This window comes from Patescibacteria group bacterium, assembly GCA_028692545.1.
Taxonomy (GTDB): domain Bacteria; phylum Patescibacteriota; class Patescibacteriia; order UBA1558; family S5-K13; genus STD2-204.
This window is the reverse complement of record JAQUXC010000014.1, coordinates 1-18,775: the sequence shown is the minus strand read 5'-3', so window position 1 is coordinate 18,775 and position 18,775 is coordinate 1. Positions and strand designations below refer to the sequence as shown.

At 29.4% G+C, this 18,775-nt stretch carries 11 protein-coding genes; all 11 read left to right on the top strand.

What is annotated here, in order from left to right; genetic code table 11:
- Window positions 1-99 precede the first annotated feature (99 nt).
- The 11 genes from dnaA to PHZ07_04745 all read left to right on the top strand — a co-directional run bounded on the left by dnaA (window position 100) and on the right by PHZ07_04745 (window position 18,761).
- Window positions 100-1,494, top strand: a complete 1,395-nt coding sequence (gene dnaA, locus PHZ07_04795) for a chromosomal replication initiator protein DnaA (GenBank protein ID MDD3284884.1) — start codon at window positions 100-102, stop codon at window positions 1,492-1,494.
- 242 nt (window positions 1,495-1,736) lie between these two features.
- A complete protein-coding gene (gene dnaN, locus PHZ07_04790) occupies window positions 1,737-2,846 on the top strand; it encodes a DNA polymerase III subunit beta (GenBank protein MDD3284883.1) in 1,110 nt (369 codons plus the stop codon).
- 339 nt (window positions 2,847-3,185) lie between these two features.
- The gene (locus PHZ07_04785) at window positions 3,186-6,602 is read left to right on the top strand and encodes a DNA-directed RNA polymerase subunit beta (protein ID MDD3284882.1); all 3,417 of its coding nucleotides are present in this window, start codon (window positions 3,186-3,188) and stop codon (window positions 6,600-6,602) included.
- A gap of 34 nt (window positions 6,603-6,636) precedes the next feature.
- The gene (gene rpoC, locus PHZ07_04780; protein MDD3284881.1) at window positions 6,637-10,563 is read left to right on the top strand and encodes a DNA-directed RNA polymerase subunit beta'; all 3,927 of its coding nucleotides are present in this window, start codon (window positions 6,637-6,639) and stop codon (window positions 10,561-10,563) included.
- A gap of 116 nt (window positions 10,564-10,679) precedes the next feature.
- Entirely contained in the window at window positions 10,680-13,103 is a 2,424-nt protein-coding gene (locus PHZ07_04775; GenBank protein ID MDD3284880.1) for a DNA translocase FtsK 4TM domain-containing protein, read from the top strand.
- A 10-nt stretch (window positions 13,104-13,113) separates the two neighbouring features.
- On the top strand, window positions 13,114-13,791 hold the full coding sequence (locus PHZ07_04770; protein ID MDD3284879.1) for a helix-turn-helix domain-containing protein: 678 nt from the start codon (window positions 13,114-13,116) through the stop codon (window positions 13,789-13,791).
- Window positions 13,792-13,854: 63 nt separating this feature from the next.
- Window positions 13,855-14,847 (top strand): recombinase RecA, encoded by a 993-nt coding sequence (gene recA, locus PHZ07_04765; protein ID MDD3284878.1) that lies wholly within the window; start codon window positions 13,855-13,857, stop codon window positions 14,845-14,847.
- Between the two features lie 10 nt (window positions 14,848-14,857).
- The gene (locus PHZ07_04760) at window positions 14,858-16,279 is read left to right on the top strand and encodes a flippase (GenBank protein ID MDD3284877.1); all 1,422 of its coding nucleotides are present in this window, start codon (window positions 14,858-14,860) and stop codon (window positions 16,277-16,279) included.
- Between the two features lies 1 nt (window position 16,280).
- On the top strand, window positions 16,281-17,603 hold the full coding sequence (locus tag PHZ07_04755) for an O-antigen ligase family protein (GenBank protein MDD3284876.1): 1,323 nt from the start codon (window positions 16,281-16,283) through the stop codon (window positions 17,601-17,603).
- A 123-nt stretch (window positions 17,604-17,726) separates the two neighbouring features.
- Window positions 17,727-18,212, top strand: coding sequence for a hypothetical protein (locus tag PHZ07_04750; protein ID MDD3284875.1), 486 nt, complete (start codon window positions 17,727-17,729; stop codon window positions 18,210-18,212).
- 213 nt (window positions 18,213-18,425) lie between these two features.
- The gene (locus PHZ07_04745; protein ID MDD3284874.1) at window positions 18,426-18,761 is read left to right on the top strand and encodes a hypothetical protein; all 336 of its coding nucleotides are present in this window, start codon (window positions 18,426-18,428) and stop codon (window positions 18,759-18,761) included.
- The last annotated feature ends 14 nt before the right edge of the window (window positions 18,762-18,775 follow it).

The following is an 18,775-nucleotide window of genomic DNA, read 5'->3' as shown; positions in this document are numbered from 1 at the left end:
CCACTTTTAATCCACACCTTATAAACAGTAGGGGTATTTCCTTATTATCTCTAATAGGTTAAAATATCTTATACTAACAATAAAAATAAAATAAAAAATATGAACTATGACTATGATGAAATTTGGCAATCTGTACTAGGAGAATTAGAATTATTAATATCAAAAGCTAGTTTTACCACATGGTTCAAAAACACTTATATTATAAAAATAGATTCCAATAATATTTTAATTGCAGTGCCAAATGGATTTACAAAAAGATGGTTAGAAAACAAGTACAACGAAAACATATTAACCGCACTAAATAACGTTATAAAAGAGGGTGAAATAAAAACACTAGAATTTACAATATCTCACAACAAACCAGAAATAGAAAACAATAACTCTATAAATATAAAAGATATTGGTAAAAAGATATTGGAGCAAGATCCACAGGAGAAGACAGAACCTGTTGAATATGTAAACAACTCACTTACATTAAATCCAAAATACACCTTCGAAAATTTCATAACTGGAAAACAAAACGAATTAGCAAAAGCGGCTTCAACTGCTGTATCAAAAAATCCAGGACGAGTATATAATCCTTTGTTTTTGTATGGAGAGGTTGGTTTGGGAAAAACACATTTAATGCAATCTATAGCAAACCACATAAAAGAGAAATTTCCTAAATATAAATTAGCATATATTTCTAGTGAACACTTCACAAATGAATATATAAAATCGATACAATCTGGAAAAATAGATAACTTCAAAAAAAAATACAGAGAATTAGATGTGCTGTTGGTAGATGATATACAATTTATGAAAGGACAAGAGAGAACACAAGAAGAATTTTTTCATACTTTCAATAATTTATATCAACAAAACAAACAAATAGTAATAAGTTCTGATAGACCTCCAAAATCTTTACCGGCGATAGAACAACGCCTTACATCAAGATTTGAAAGTGGAATGATTGCTGATATTGGACATCCAGACTTAGAAACAAGAGTCGCGATACTAAAAAGCAAAATACAAGAAAAAAATATAAATTTACAAATTCCAGAAAATGCAATATCACAAATAGCTGAAATAGCAAAGAGCAATGTAAGAGAACTAGAGGGAGCTCTAAATAGAGTTATAGCAATACACCAATTAAATAATCAAAAGGTAACTGTAGAATCTATAAAAGATGTTTTAGGCGGTATTGTTATTAAACAAAAAGAAAATGCACTTACAACAAAAAAAATTATAAAAATAGTTTCAGAACATTTTGATATATCAACAGAGGACATAACTGGAAACTGTAGAAGAAAAGAATTGGTAAACCCAAGACAAATATGCATGTATCTTATGAGAACAGAGTTAAATAGATCATACCCTAGTATTGGACAAGAAATGGGGGGTCGTGATCACACAACAGCAATACATGGATCCAACAAAGTATTAGAAGACTTAAAAACAAATGAAAGAATAAAAGAAGATATAGACCTTATAAAACAAAAACTAAAAGAATAATATAAAAAACATGTTAATAAGTTGTTTATAAGAACAAACACAAACTGTGTAAAAAACACAACCAACAAAATAAAAAAACTTATACACTTTTAAGTAGACATAGGATAGACTAGTAAAAAACAACTTATAAACAAACAAAACATTATTAATAAAAGACAAAACATACTTATCCACTGAAAAATCTTTACTTATTATTGTTATTAATTAATTTATATAAAATAATTAACAATTACTAAAATACTATGAAAATAATATGTTTACAAGAAAATTTAATAAAGGGCTTACAAGCAGTAAGTCATTTAGCAGGAAAAAATATAAACCTACCCATTCTTAATAATGTTCTTATAGAAGCAGACAGTAATCAAATATCTTTAACAACAACAAATCTAGAAATAGGTATTGATTGTAAAATTAGAGGTAAAGTAGAAAAATCTGGAAAATGTACAGTAAATGCAAAACTACTTAATGACTTTGTTAACTTGTTACCAAAAGATAATGTTATTTTAGAGTTAGAGGAAGATAAATTAAAAATAGAGTGTGTAAATGATAAAACAAATATTAACATACTTGCCGCAGAAGAATTTCCTTTATTACCAAAAGTAGAAAAGAAAAATAAATATTCAATTAAGATATCTAATTTTAAAAATTCTCTAAAAAAAATAGCTTTTGCCGTATCTTCTGATATGACAAGACCAGAAATATCTGGTGTTTTATTTGATATAAATAAAAATAAATTGGTTTTAGCCGGTACAGATAGTTATAGGTTGGCAGAAAAAGGAGTTGATTTGGATTATTCATCAGAAGATAAAAAAATAATCATACCGATAGATACAATTCAAGAAGCTCTTAGAATATCAAATGATATTGTAGATGATAGTTTAGTAGATTTTTTTATAGAAGAAAATCAAATATTATTTAGTTTTTCAAATAATATAGAGCTCGTATCTAGATTGATAGAGGGTAATTATCCAGATTACAAACAAATAATCCCAAGTGAATATAAGACAAGAGTAGAAATAGACGTAGATGAGCTTGTAAAATCTATAAAAAGAACTAGTCTATTTTGTAAACCAGGAATAAATGATATAAAAATAGTTTTTATATCTGATAAACAAGAGACTATTCTTACATCGACAAGTGATCAATTAGGTGAAAACATTACAGCATTAAATTCATTAATTAAAGGTGATGAAAATGAAATAGTCTTTAATTATAAATACCTTCTAGATGGTTTGAATAATTTAAGTAGTAAAACTGCAATTTTTGAAATAATAGATAATAGAAGTGCTGGTATATTAAAATCAAAGTCGGATGAGGAATACGTTTATATTGTTATGCCTATAAAACAGTAATAATGGTTTTTTGTATATTTGCTTGACATTATTTTTGTAGATGTTATAATTTTTTATGTTAATGTTGGATAAAAAAGAAAAATAAATACAGAGTTTAAACTCCCCATTTTTTAGTGGGAGGGGTTTTTTATACTTAAACGTAATTTTGTAACTGTTTATAAGATAAAATTGATAGAATATAAATTTGTGTAAAGCATTTATGATTGGGTTTTGTATTAATTAAAAAGATTTTTATAAATAATAATATATGAACAGTATTTATTAAAAATATGGAAAAATATACATAAAAGAATTTGTATATTTTTATTTTTTAATAACTGTTATAAAGTTTAGAAATATATGTCAAAAAAAGTAAGCAGGAAATATTTTACAGAATCAAGAGAGGCATTTCCACTTCTAGACCTTATTGAAGTTCAAAAAGATTCTTACAAGTGGTTTTTTGAGAAAGGATTAAAAGAACTTTTTGAAGAAATTTCTCCAATAAGAGATTTTACAAGTCGTGATTTAGAGCTTTATTTTTTGGATTATAGATTAGAAGAACCTAAATTTGACGAGGTTTATGCAAGAGAAAGAAATACAACATATGAAGCGCCTCTTCGTATAAATTCAAAGCTCGTAAATAAAAGAAGCGGAAGTGTAAAAGAACAAGAAATTTATTTGGGAGATTTTCCTTTGATGACAGAAAAAGGAACATTTATTATAAATGGCGTAGAGAGAGTTGTTGTTTCACAGCTTATAAGAAGTGCTGGTGTATTTTTTACATCTCAAGTTTATGTTGGTAGAAATTATTATGGAGCAAAGATTATACCAAATCGTGGTGCTTGGCTTGAAATAGAAACAGATCCAAAAAAAAGAATTTTATATATTAGCATAGATAGAAAAAGAAAAGTTCCTGCAACTGCTCTTCTTAGAGCTTTTGGTTATTCTACAGATCAAGAAATTATAGATCTTTTTGAAGATGTAGATAATCACCCAGAAGTTAGTTTTATAAAAAATACACTTGAAAAAGATATATCAAAAAATCAAGACGATGGTCTTATAGAAATTTATAAAAGAATAAGACCAGGGGATTTAGCAACTTCAGATAATGCAAAATCTTTGATATTTTCTATGTTTTTTGATTTTAATAGATATGATTTAGGTACTGTAGGAAGATATAAATTAAATAAAAGATTTGGACAAAATTTTGAAATTACAAATGAAAACAGAACTCTAAAAAAAGAAGATTTAATTGTTGTAATGAAGGAGATTATAAGACTTAATTTAACTCAAGAACCAGCAGATGATATAGATCATCTTGGTAATAGAAGGGTAAGAGCTGTTGGAGAACTTATTCAAAATCGTTTTCGTATAGGTCTTGCCAGAATGGAAAGAATTATAAAAGACAGAATGAGTACATCAGAGGTGGGGTCTCTTACTCCAAATGTTTTGATAAATGCAAAACCAGTTATTGGTACTATCAGAGAGTTTTTTATGAGTTCCCAGTTGTCTCAATTTATGGATCAAACAAATCCCTTGGCAGAACTTGAACATAAAAGAAGACTCTCAGCACTTGGACCAGGCGGACTTTCAAGAGAAAGAGCTGGTTTTGAGGTAAGAGATGTTCATCGTAGTCATTATGGAAGAATATGTCCTATTGCAACACCTGAAGGACCAAATATTGGTCTTGTAGGGCATCTGGCATCTTACGCAAGAATAAATGAGTATGGCTTTTTGGAAACTCCTTTTAGAAAAGTTTTACATGATATAAAAAGTAATTCAGATGTTATAATAGGTAAAACCACAAGAACAAATATAAAAGATCCAAAGACAAAAAAGACTATTTTGGATAAGGGGGTTCTTATTACTGATAAAATAGCAAAAGACTTGTCAAAATATGAAGATTTGATGATTCCAATAATACCTACTGTTACAGATGATATTGTGTATTTAGATGCTTTTGAAGAAGAAAGAAGTGTAACAACAGCAGCAACAACTCCAGTTACAAAGAATGGTTTGTTTGTAAAACCACAAGCTGAAATGAGAATACATGGTCAGCCAACTTTTGATAATGTGGAAGAAATAGATTATATGGACATTGCTCCAAATCAAATCATAAGTATAGCAACATCGCTTATTCCATTTTTGGAACATGATGATGCGGTAAGAGCTCTCATGGGATCAAACATGCAAAGACAGGCAGTCTCTTTGGTAAAACCAGAAGCTCCTATAGTTGGAACTGGTATAGAAGCAAGAGCTGCTGAAGATAGTGGACAAATCACAAGAGCAAGAAATGATGGTGAGGTTGTTTTGGTCCAGTCAAATAAAATTATTATAAAAGAAAAAGACAATAAAGATAGGGGGTATGATTTATATAAATTTATTCGTTCAAATGCATCTACGTGTATGAATCAACATCCCATAGTAAGTAAAGGTGAAAAAGTGAAAAGAGGGGATGTTATTGCAGACGGTGCGTCTGTTGATAATGGAGAGTTGTCTTTGGGTAGAAACGTCTTGGTGGCATATATGCCATGGGAGGGTGGAAACTTTGAAGATGCTATTCTTCTTTCAGAAAGACTTGTAAAAGAAGATGTATACACATCTATTCACATAGAACATTATTCTATGGAGGTGCGTGACACAAAACTTGGTCCTGAGGTAATAACAAGGGATATTCCAAATATTGGTGAAGAAAGATTAAAAGATTTAGATAAAGATGGAATTGTAAGAATTGGAGCCACTGTAAAATCAGGAGATATTTTAGTTGGTAAAATTACTCCAAAAGGTGAAACAGAATTATCTGCCGAAGAAAAATTATTAAGAGCAATATTTGGTGAAAAAGCAAAAGATGTAAAAGATTCATCTTTATATCTAGAACATGGTGAACATGGAAAGGTGGTTGATATAAAATTCTTTTCTAGAAAGAATGGGGATAAGTTGTCAGCTGGTGTTATAAAGACAATTCAAATAAGTGTTGCTCAGATGAGAAAAATTCAGGTTGGTGATAAGATGGCTGGTCGTCATGGAAACAAAGGTGTTGTATCTAGAATAATCCCAGAAGAAGATATGCCTTTCATGGAAGATGGAACTCCTGTAGATATTATTTTAAATCCACTTGGTATTATATCTCGTATGAATTTGGGTCAGGTGCTTGAAACACATTTAGGACTTGCAGCTAGAAAACTTGGATATAAAGTGGTAACACCGCCTTTGAATGGAGTCCTTGTGGGGCAAATAAAAGAAGAGCTTAAATTAGCTGGTTTTCCAGAGGATGGAAAAGTCCAATTGTTTGATGGTAGAACTGGAGAATTTTTTGACAACAAAACAACTGTTGGAATTTCCTATATGTTGAAATTAAATCATCTTGTGGAAGACAAAATTCATGCTAGATCAATAGGTCCTTATTCTCTTATTACACAACAACCATTAGGTGGTAAGGCTCAATTCGGTGGACAAAGATTTGGAGAGATGGAAGTTTGGGCACTTGAGGCATATGGAGCAGCTTACACTCTTCAAGAAATGTTGACTATAAAATCCGATGACGTAAATGGAAGAAGTAAAGCTTATGAATCTATTATAAAAGGAGAGGAAATAGAAAAAATAAGTATTCCAGAGTCTTTTAATGTTTTGGTGAGCGAGCTTAGAGGTCTAGGTATTAATGTGGAAATGTTAGATAAAAATGGAGAAATTATAAAATCTGAGGATAAAAAATTTGTATCAGATTTTGGAGGAAATTATATCGAAGACACTGAAAATATTAAAGAAGAAATAGACTAATCTTTTATTAATTTAAAATTATTTATATAAAAATATGCCAACTCCTTCATCTACAAAAACAAGCTTTGCATTTAATGAGGTCGTAAAAACACCTCACTTTGACTCAATAAAATTAACATTAGCATCACCTGATAGAATACATGAGTGGTCTCATGGTGAGGTGCTAAAACCCGAAACAATAAATTATAGAACACAAAAACCAGAAAGAGATGGTTTGTTTTGTGAAAAAATATTTGGACCTACAAAAGATTGGGAGTGTTATTGTGGTAAATACAAAAGAATAAGATACAAAGGAATAGTTTGTGATAAGTGTGGAGTAGAGGTTACTAGAAAAAGTGTGAGACGTGAACGTTTTGGTCATATAGATCTAGCCACTCCAATTTCTCATATTTGGTTTTTAAGAGGAGTTCCGTCAAAAGTGGGAATAATTTTAGATTTATCAATTCAACAATTAGAGAGAGTTATTTATTTTGCAAATTTTATAGTTACAGATGTAGATGAGGAATTGAAAAAAGATGTTTTGAATCAGATAAAACAAGAATTGAAACAGAAAATAAAAGCTATTGATAAAAAATATGATGTTATTATTTGTGATTTGGATTCAAAAGTAGAAGAAGCATTGAAGGGTGGTGACAAAAAAGAAATTTTTAAATTAGAAGATGAAAAAAATGTAGCAATAGATTCTAAAGTAAAGGAAAACGAAGAATTAAACGAAGCTGCTGAAATAGCAAAAAAGGAATTAAAACAATTAAAGCCACTGAGAATTATATCAGAAAGTAAATATAAAGAACTTTCTCTAAAATATGGTCATATATTTAGTGCTGATATAGGGGCGGGTGCAGTAAGGAAATTGTTAGAAAAAATAAATCTACAAGAATTGTTAGAGGATTTAAATGAAAAAATAAAAACATCTCCTGGTTCAAAACAAAAGAAATTTATAAGAAGAATAAGGTTAATACAAAACTTTTTGAAGAATGATATTCGTCCAGAATGGATGATTTTAACTTCTATACCCGTAATTCCACCAGATTTAAGACCGATGGTTCAACTTGATGGTGGAAGATTTGCAACTTCGGATTTAAATGATTTATACAGAAGAGTAATAAATAGAAATAATAGATTAAAGAGATTGCAGGATTTAAATGCTCCTGAAGTAATTCTCAGAAATGAGAAAAGAATGTTACAAGAAGCGGTTGATGCTTTGATAGATAATAATGCAAGACATGGAAAGACAGTTACAGCATCTACTGGACAAAAGAGAATGTTGAAAAGTTTGGCAGATATGTTAAAAGGTAAACAAGGTAGATTTAGAAGAAATTTGCTTGGTAAAAGAGTTGACTATTCAGGTCGTTCTGTAATTGTGGTTGGTCCACATTTAAAACTTGACGAATGTGGTCTTCCAAAAACTATGGCACTTGAACTTTTCAAACCGTTTGTAATAGCAAAACTTATAGAAAGAGAATTAGTTCATAATGTAAGAAGTGCAAAAAGATATATAGATGGTAGTAGCGATGATGTTTGGGAAATCTTAGAAGAAATAACGAATAAGTCATATGTACTTTTAAATAGAGCTCCTACATTGCATAGATTAGGAATTCAAGCTTTCAAACCAAGACTTATAGAAGGAAAAGCTATAAGGCTACATCCAATGGTTTGTTCTGCCTTTAATGCTGATTTTGATGGAGATCAAATGGCTGTTCATGTGCCACTTTCAAAAAATGCTATAGCAGAAGCTAGAGATATTATGCTTTCAACAAAAAATTTATTGAAACCAGCAACTGGTGATCCAGTAGTTCTTCCAACTCAAGATATGGTTTGGGGTGCAAATTATTTGACATGTATTCCATATGAAGATATACCAGAAAAAGACATAAAAATATTTTCTGATGGATCTACAGCGCTTTCAGCATATGATTTAGATAAAATCGGATTACAGGAATTAATAAAGGTTAGAATAAATGGAGAAATATTAAAAACATCTATTGGAAGAGTTATCTTAAACAAAGTATTACCAGAAAAATTGAGATTTTTTAATGAGGAATTGAAGGCTGGTGGTATAAAAGATATGGTAGCAAAAATTTTGGATTTATATGGTGATGAAAAGACTATAGAGTTTTTAGATAGAATAAAAAAATTGACATTAAAATTTATCACAAAGTCTGGTCTTTCTTGGAGTATGTCAGACCTTCCCGTTATAAAGGAAAAGGGAAAGCTTATAGAAGATGCAAACAAGGAAGTTATGAATATTCATGATTTGTATAATAGTGGATTTTTAACAAACAGAGAAAGATACGTAAAGGTAATAGAAACATGGACTGCCGTAAAAAACAAAATTACAGAAAGAAGTAAGGATATATTTCCAAAGTATAATTCTATTTATTCCATGATTAATTCAGGAGCTAGAGGTTCTTGGTCTCAGATGGTACAGATTATGGGTATGAAAGGTTTGGTTATTAGTCCTTCAGGTGAAATCATTGAACTTCCTATTAAGGCTAATTTTGATGAAGGATTAGATGTTTTGGAGTATTTTATATCTACTCATGGTACTAGAAAAGGACTTTCTGATACTGCTCTTAGAACAGCAAGTGCTGGTTATCTTACAAGAAGATTGGTAGATGTAGGGCAAGATATAATGGCCTCAGAGGCAGATTGTGGAGATAGAGAAGGTAGGGTAATGAACAAAAAAGAGTCAATGGAGATGGGCAAAACTCTTGGAAGTAGAATAAAAGGAAGATTTGTAGCAGAAGACGTCAAAGATCCTAATACTGGAGAACTAATATTGAAAAAAGATTCTTTGGTAGATAAAGATGTTGCAAATAAGATAGATGAGTTACAAATAGAAAATATAAGAATAAGATCAATACTTACATGCAAAACATTAAATGGTGTATGTCAGAAATGTTATGGTACTGATTTGAGTCATAATAAACTTGTAAAATTTGGTACAGCAGTTGGTATCATGGCAGCTCAAAGTATTGGTGAACCAGGTACGCAGCTTACAATGAGAACATTTCATACTGGTGGAATAGCTGGTGGGGATATTACTCAAGGTTTGCCAAGAGTAGAAGAAATTTTGGAAGCTAGAAATCCTAAAATGCAAGCTGTTATAAGTGAAATAGCTGGAAAAGTAAAAATATCTGATATAGAAGATGATGCCAAGAAAAAGGCAAAGTTGATACAGATAATATCAGAGGAAAATGTTCTAGAATCTTATGATTTATCAGATGGTTTAGAGGTGTTAGTAAAAGATAAGCAGGAAATAAAAAAGAAACAAGAATTATTTAGAAAAGGTGACTCTTCCGTAAAGTCAATAAATTCTGGTGTTATAAATATTTCCAAAAAACTTTTACAGGTAATAGCTACAAGACCTATAACCGCAGATTATATTGTCTCAGGTGATGTAAGTATTTGGGTAAAAAATGGTGATATGGTTGGGGCGGGAATACAACTTACAGAGGGTAGTATAAATCTAAAGAGACTTTACAAACTAAGAGGAGAAGAAGAAGTACAGAAATATATTATAAAAGAGATTCAGCATATATATTCTTCTCAGGGTCAGAAATTAAATGATAAACATATCGAACTTGTTTGTCGTCAATTATTTTCTAGAATTTATGTTGATGATTCGGGTGATACTGACTTTGTACCTGGTGAGACAATAACAAGAGCTCAATTTATTAAGGCAAATGAGCTTATGAAGAGTCAAAATAAAAACGAAGCAAAAGGAACAACCCTTTTACTTGGCATGACAAAGGCTTCTCTTACTACCGACTCATTTTTATCAGCAGCATCTTTTCAAGAAACAGCGAGAGTCTTGATAAATGCAGCTATAAAGGGACAAATAGATAAGTTAAGAGGATTAAAAGAGAATGTTATTATAGGAAGACTTGTCCCTGCTGGTACTGGTTTTGAAGAAAGAGAAAGACTTGCCAAAATAGAAAGAGAAGCATTAGAAAAATAGTTTTATATTATTTCTATATAAAAGGCCATCCTGTTGAGTGGGGTGGTCTTTTAGTTTTATTAACTATTTAAAAATGCTATAATACACTTACTATATTTAAAATTTAGTTTTTATTTATGTCGAAAAGAAGTAGAAAAAGACCATCAAAAAAAGATAATCATAAAATTTTTAAAAAAGATTATAATAATAGAGATTTTCTTTCTAGTATAAGTCCAGAAACTAAAAAAGCAATTTTTGTTTTTTTGATATTGATTGTTGGTTTTTTGAGTTTTTTATCTTTATTTGATTTATCAGGTGCTATTGGTAAATACATACTTTTTGTTATGAAAATATTTGTTGGTTGGTTATATTTTTTAATTCCTATTGTTATAATAGTACTTGGATATTTATCTTTGAATCCTGGAAAATACAGAATAGATCTTAGGCACTATATTGGCATAGTGCTGTGGTTTTTGTCTAGTACTGGATTTTTAAATTTAATACTTAAAACAGAAGATATAATCCCAAAATTAAAAGAAGGATCTGGTGGTGGATTTTTGGGGATGATTTTTTATTGGCCCATTTTTAAATTAGCGGGTTTTTGGGGTTCATTTATTATACTTATTGGCTTATTTTTTATTTCTTTATTTTTGACGTTTAATTTATCTATGAAGGATTTGCATTTAGCAGAAAAATTTAGAAGTTTGTTTATTTTGAAAAAAGAAAAAATAGATGATGTTGAAATTGGTTATGAAGAAGATGAGGTATATGTTGATAAGAAAAAAATAATAAATACAAAAGATGTAGAGAGGGCAGTAGAAGAAAAAATATTAATAAAGGAAGATTCTTCTAATTTAGAAAAAATCAAGAGTGAATTAATGCCACTCAATAAAAAAATATATAAAGATATAAAAATACCCATGGATTTGCTGAGCGATCAAAGAACCTCTCCAGTGAGTCGTGATATTGAATCAAGCAAAGAAAAAATTAAAAGAACTCTTGCAAATTTTAATATCAATGTAGAAATGGGTGAAGTAAACGTTGGTCCTACAGTAACACAATTTACATTGAAACCAGATGAGAGTGTAAAATTATCAAAAATTAGTACTTTACAAGATAATCTTGCATTGTCTTTGGCCGCTCATCCACTTAGAATAGAAGCTCCCATTCCTGGTAAATCTCTTGTTGGAATAGAGGTTCCAAACAAGGTTGTTTCTGTAGTTAGATTAAAAGAAATACTTTCTGATCCAGTTTTTAAAAATTCAGATGGACACCTTGTGTTTGCCCTTGGAAAAGATGTATCTGGAAATAGATGTGTTGTAGACTTAGTAAAAATGCCACATCTTTTGATAGCGGGTGCAACTGGTAGTGGTAAATCTGTTGCTATAAATTCTCTTATAGTAAGTTTGCTTTATAGGTTAAATCCAAATGAATTGAGACTTATAATGGTTGATCCAAAAAGAGTGGAGCTTTCTCCATATAATGGAATTCCTCATCTTCTTACTCCAGTTATTACAAAAGTAGATAAAACCGTAAATGCGTTGAAATGGGCCGTTGCTGAAATGGATAGAAGATATGAATTATTGTCTAGTTTGAATAAAAAGGATATTTATCTTTACAATAAATCAAGAACAAGACCAGAGGATAAATTACCAAATATTATTATAATTATAGATGAGCTTGCAGATCTCATGGCTGTAAGTCCTCAAGAGGTAGAATCTGCAATAATAAGATTGGCTCAAATGGCTAGAGCCGTTGGTATACATCTCGTGCTTGCAACACAACGTCCATCTGTAAATGTTATAACTGGTCTTATAAAAGCAAACATAACATCTCGAATAGCCTTTGCTGTTGCATCTCAGATAGATTCTAGAACAGTGCTTGATGCGAGTGGTGCGGAAAAACTTCTTGGTAAGGGAGATATGCTTTTTACATCTGCTGAATATTCAAAACCAAGAAGAGTGCAAGGCGTATTTATTTCAGAAGATGAAAAAGAAAGAGTTATAGATTATCTAAAAGAACAAGCTGAACCAGAGTATTTAGAAAATGTTACAGAAAATATTTCAACTGTAGTTGGTTTTGGTGGAAGAACAATGTCTGGGGATCAAGACTCTTTGCTTGCTGAAGCAAAAGCTGTTGTAATGAGAAGTGATAAGGCATCAGCTACATTACTTCAAAGAAGACTGAGAGTTGGGTATGCAAGAGCTGCACGAATACTAGATGAGTTGGAAGAAATTGGAGTTGTGGGTCCTGCAAATGGAGCTAAACCGAGAGATGTTCTTGTTACAGAAGAAAATGGTGTTTTGGATGCAAAACATTATGAAGATGATAGTTCTGAGGATGATCTTATGCTTACAGGGCAGAGTCAATATAATAGAAATTATGAAGAAGAAATAGATGATTATGAAGATATTGACCAAGAAGAAATTGATGATGAAGATGATTTTATAAAAGAAAATGTTGGCAATGAATTAGAGAGACAGGCAGATGATTTATTAGAGAGGAATGAAATTATAGAAGAAGATAGTTTTGAAATTGATGATGAGGAAGATAATAAATAATTATTGGTAAATGAATAGTTTTAGAATAAGGAAAATTAATTCAGATATAGGAGATAGGCTTAGGGATGTTAGATTAGAAAAAGATTTGACTTTGGCAGAGTGTTGTTTGAAATGTAATATCCCAATAAAATATTTAAAAGCATTAGAAAATGAAGACTGGAAAGCTATTCCAGGAGAAGTATATTTGAAAAGTTTTTTGAAAAGATATTGTAACTTTTTGGGACTGAATTTTAAAATTTATTTAAACAAATATTACAAAAAGAATCTAAATAATCTTAATGATAGTGGAGATAAAAGAGTTGGTATAAAGAAAATTATTTTGGAATACATTAATCCAAAAAATCTGAGAATATTTTTAGGCGGGTTTGTAATTTTGCTTTTTATAGTATATATATTTTTTAGGATAAATAGTTATATCAAACCACCAACTCTTGTTGTATTTCAACCAAAAGAAAATTTGATAACATCAGATAATTTGACTACTATTATAGGTAGAACAGAAAAGGAATCTATGGTTTATATAAATGGTGAGGTCATAGACGTCTCAGAAAATGGGGATTTTAGTATTGATGTAAAACTTAAATATGGTTTAAATAAATTTGATATAATTACAAAAAGGAAACATGGTAGGCCCAACAAAAAAGAGGTAATAATTTTAAAACAAAAAGATGAAGGGTCGTTTCTTTAAATAATAATATATCCCGTTAAGAGGGATGAATAAAAAAATATGGTAAAAGAAAAAACAGAAAAAATGGACAAACAAAAAGCTGCTGATGCTGCAATGAGCCAGATACAGGAAAGATTTGGTCAAGGTTCTATAATGAAAATGGGATCAGTACATTTTACAGATGTAGAGGCAATAAGCACAGGATGTCTTTCATTGGATATTGCACTTGGCGTAGGCGGTGTTCCAAAGGGTAGGGTTATTGAAATATTTGGACCAGAATCTTCTGGAAAAACAACTCTTGCCCAACATATAGTGGCTGAAGCACAAAAAGCAGGTGGAGTTGTGGCATTTATAGATGTAGAGCATGCTCTTGATCCAGCCTATGCAAAAAAAATTGGTGTAAATATTGATGATCTAATACTTTCTCAACCAGACGCAGGAGAAGAAGCACTTGAAATTTTAGAGACACTTATTAGATCAAATGCACTTGATGTTGTAATAGTTGATTCAGTTGCAGCACTCGTACCACAAGCTGAAATAGATGGAGAAATGGGGGATATGCAGATGGGTCTTCAAGCAAGACTTATGAGTAAAGCTCTTAGGAAAATTACTCCAATTGTTTCAAAAAGTAGAACGGTTGTGATTTTTATAAATCAAGTTAGAATGAAAATTGGTGTATTTTTTGGAAACCCCGAAACTACTCCTGGTGGAAAAGCATTGAAATTTTATTCATCAATAAGAATAGAAGTAAGAAGAGCAGCTGTAATAAAAAAGAAAGAAGAAATAGTTGGTAATCGTGTAAATTGTAAAATTGTAAAAAATAAAGTAGCAGCACCATTTACAACGTGTCAGTTTGATATAATGTACAATGAAGGAATTTCACTTGCAGGAGATGTTTTGGATCTTGGTTTGAAATATGAAGTAATAAATAAGTCTGGAAATACACTAACATTCGGTGAAGAAAAATTAGGAGTGGGAAGAGAAAATGCAAGATTATTTTTGAAAGAAAATAGGAAAGTGCTAGATGCAATAAAGAAAGAAGTCTTAATCAAGTATAAAGAATCAAGAGAATTATAATTTATAACAAATGTTTTCTACAAAAAAGATAGCCTACAATACGATTGTTCAAATTATCGGAAAGAGTATCAATATTTTGATTGGTGTTTTGGCTATTTCATATCTTACAAGATATTTATCTCCATCTGGGTTTGGGCAGTATACAACTGTCCTTACCTTTTTGCAGATGTTTTCAATATTTTTGGATTTTGGTTTATATATAGTTCTTCTTCAAGAATTAGGTAAGCCAGATGTTGATAAAGATAAATGTTTTAGTAATATATTAACACTTAGAATAATATCTGGGCTATCTTTTTTTGTGATTGCTCCGCTTATTGGATTTTTATTTCCATATCCTATGATGATAAAGTTTGGAATACTCGTTGTATCTATTGCGTTTTTCTTTAATAGTATGATTCAAGTTTATGTTTCAATATTTCAAAAGGAAATGGTGATGCATAAAATTATAATAGCGGAAACTATTGGTAAGATAATATTTTTGTTATCTATAATTTTTGCAATATATTTAAAGGGAGATCTGTTGTTGGTTCTTTTTGCGAATAATATTTATTCAGTGGTGCTTTTTATAATTGTAGTTTTATATGCTAGAAAATATATCAAATATAAATGGACAATTGATCTTGCATACTGGAAAAAAATTATTTTGATATCTTGGCCAATAGCAGTTACTACAATTTTGAATCTTATTTATTTCAAAGCTGATACGCTTATACTTTCTATATATAGTTCAGATTTTCAAGTTGGAATATATAGTGCGCCATACAAAATTTTAGAAGTTATAACAGGTTTGCCTCATATGATATTAGGTTTAGTTTTGCCAATTTTTACTTTCTATTATTTTCAAAAACAAAAAGAAGACCTTAATCGTTCTATACAGAAAATGTTTAATCTTTTTGTTGTGATGTGTTTTTTGATAATAGTATTATTTATAGCAGAAGCAAAGGGTATTATATATTTTATAGCAGGTCCAAAATATTATCTATCAGTAAATATTTTGAAAGTCCTTATATGGCCAACAGTAATAATATTTTTTAGTTCATTATTTAATTATGCAATAATAGCAGTAGAGAAACAAAAGAAAACAATATTATATTTTTTTATAACAGCGATAGTAAGTCTTATAGGGTATTTTATATTTATTCCAAGATATGGTTACTGGGGGGCTGCTTATATGACTTTATTTGCAGAAAGCTTGATAACAGTTTTTTCTTATATATTGCTAAAAAAATATACTGGCTGGAAAATAGATTTTGCAATATTTATAAGAACGGCTATTGTATCTATATTTGTCTATTTAATTCTCTATTTTATTAACATAAATTTTGTTTTGGAGATATTTATAGGCACTGCTATTTATTGCGTATTGCTTGTTGTGTTCAAAGTTTTTTCAAAAGACTTAATAAAAGAACTTATTAGTTTTAAAAAATCTTAGTATGTATTATGTGTTATTATTTTTATTGTATTTATGTTTTTCATATTTAGCCTGGAAAAATTTTAATTTTGTCCTCTGTTTTATATTTTTGCTTCTTCCTACCTATAGAGTTCAGTTTGAAATATTTAATATTCCATTTAATTTTTTATCTGGACTTATTTGGGTTTTGATATTAATATTTTTTATAAAAAATTTTAGTGCTATTCCAAATATATTTAAAAATATAAAAGAAAAATTAAAGAATAAAGATAATATCTTTTATTCTTTAAGACGACCAATAATATTAATATTAATTTCTTCTTATATTGCAGTATTTGTTTCAAGTGATTATATGAAGGCACTTGGAATATTTAAGTCATATTTTTTGGAATCATTGTTTTTCTTTGTAATACTTGTTTCAAGTCTCAAAGATAAAAAAGACATAAAAAGATGTATTTATTTTTTACAAATCTTAGCATTTCTTATTTTTGGATTAGCAATTTATCAAAGACTTACAGGAAATTTGATATTTAATACAACAGACATATTAGAGCAAAACAGAGTAACTACTTTTTTTGGTTATCCAAATGCAAATGGTCTAATATTACTTCCAATTTTTTTCCTAACATTTATAAATTTATTAAGTGACAAAAAAATATGGCTTAAAATATTTAATATTTTGACTTTAATATTGTCATTTATTGTGATATATTTGGCAAAGTCAGAATCAGCAATAATTGCTATTTTTGCAGGGCTTATAATTTTTGCAGTTTTCAAGATTATAAAAAACAAAAAGTTTATTTTGATAAGTTCAATCTCAATTATAATTTTGGCATTTTTATTTCCATTTGTTACAAAAGCTCCGAAGACAATAGACTTGCCAGATGCATATCAGTATAATTTGAAACAAAAAATATTATTACAAGATTTGTCGGGTCAGATTAGAAGACAAATGTATTTTGAAACAAAAAATTATTTGAAAGATAATATTATGTTCGGTGCAGGACTTGTAGGGTATCAGAGTAAGATTATAGATTATCATAAGTTTGATTATGTTGAGACATTTTTGTATCCGCATAGCATATTTTTGAATATTTGGGTTTCTCTTGGATTGTTTGGGCTTGTTGGATTTTTTTGGCTCTCTATATTATTTATTTTGAAATTAGTAAATGATTTATCAAAGACAAATTTTATATTACTTGTTACATTTCTTGCAATTATAATTCAGGGAATAGTAGAAGTACCATATTTCAAAAATGATCTTTCTATAATATGGTGGTTTGTATTTGCAATATATCTAATAAACAGTAAACGCAATACAAATTTATCAATAGATAATTATTAATCTTAAATAAAACCACCTTTTAACTTTATACTCTCAGGGGGGGTGATAAAATATAATATATAATAATATACATCACAATTTATATAAATATTAATAAAATTATTAATTATTTTTTAAACATCTATGATTAAAACAAAAGAAATAATCAAAACAAGTATTTCATTTTTTATTCTAATTTTTAGCTTTTTTCTATACAATCAATCATTTGCATCTGTTGATTATGGAATAATAGATGAAACATACAAATATGCATACAATGAGAATACAGGATGGATAAATTTCAAAGATTCAAATAGTGATATCTATATATCAGATACACAACTTATTGGATATGCATATTCTGAGAATATGGGATGGATATCATTAAATTGTTCTAATACTAATACATGTGATGACAATAATTACAAAGTATCAAATACAGAAGACGGGATATTGAGTGGCTATGCATATAGTGAAAATACAGGTTGGATAAATTTTGATGGTGTAACAATAAACACAAGTGGTCAATTTATAGGTTATGCATATGGAGAAAATATAGGTTATATTTCTTTTAATTGTTTCAATGATGATAAATGTGATGAAAATAATTACAAAGTTAAAACTGATTAGATTCCAAAATCAGTAAGACCATCAACTGGATCAACAGGTGGAGGATGGAATAATGATACAAACAACAATACAGATGATAATCAAAATAATGATAATGAAGAACAAGATACTAATGATAATGAAGAAAACAATGAAAATGAAGAAATTAATGAAACAGAAATAAACAAAATATGGAAAACAGGTAAGTGGGTAAAGACAGAGGATACTAGTACAGTGTACTTTGTAGATACTGACAATATTAGACATGCATATTCAAATGAGAAGATATGGTATTCATACTTTAATGATGATTTTTCATTTGTAACTACAATAACCAAAGAAGAACTAGCTACTTATACACTAGGAAAGAATGTTCCATACAATGCTGGTATACTATTTAAAATACCAACAGTAGCTAAAGTATATCTAGTGGGAAGTAATGGAACTATAAGATGGATAAAGACAGAAGAAAAAGCAATAGAATTATATGGTACTAATTGGAATAAACTAGTTCATGACTTACCAGATGAATTGTTTGGGGATTATGTATTAGGAGATGATATTGAATAATCCCGCCTCTATAT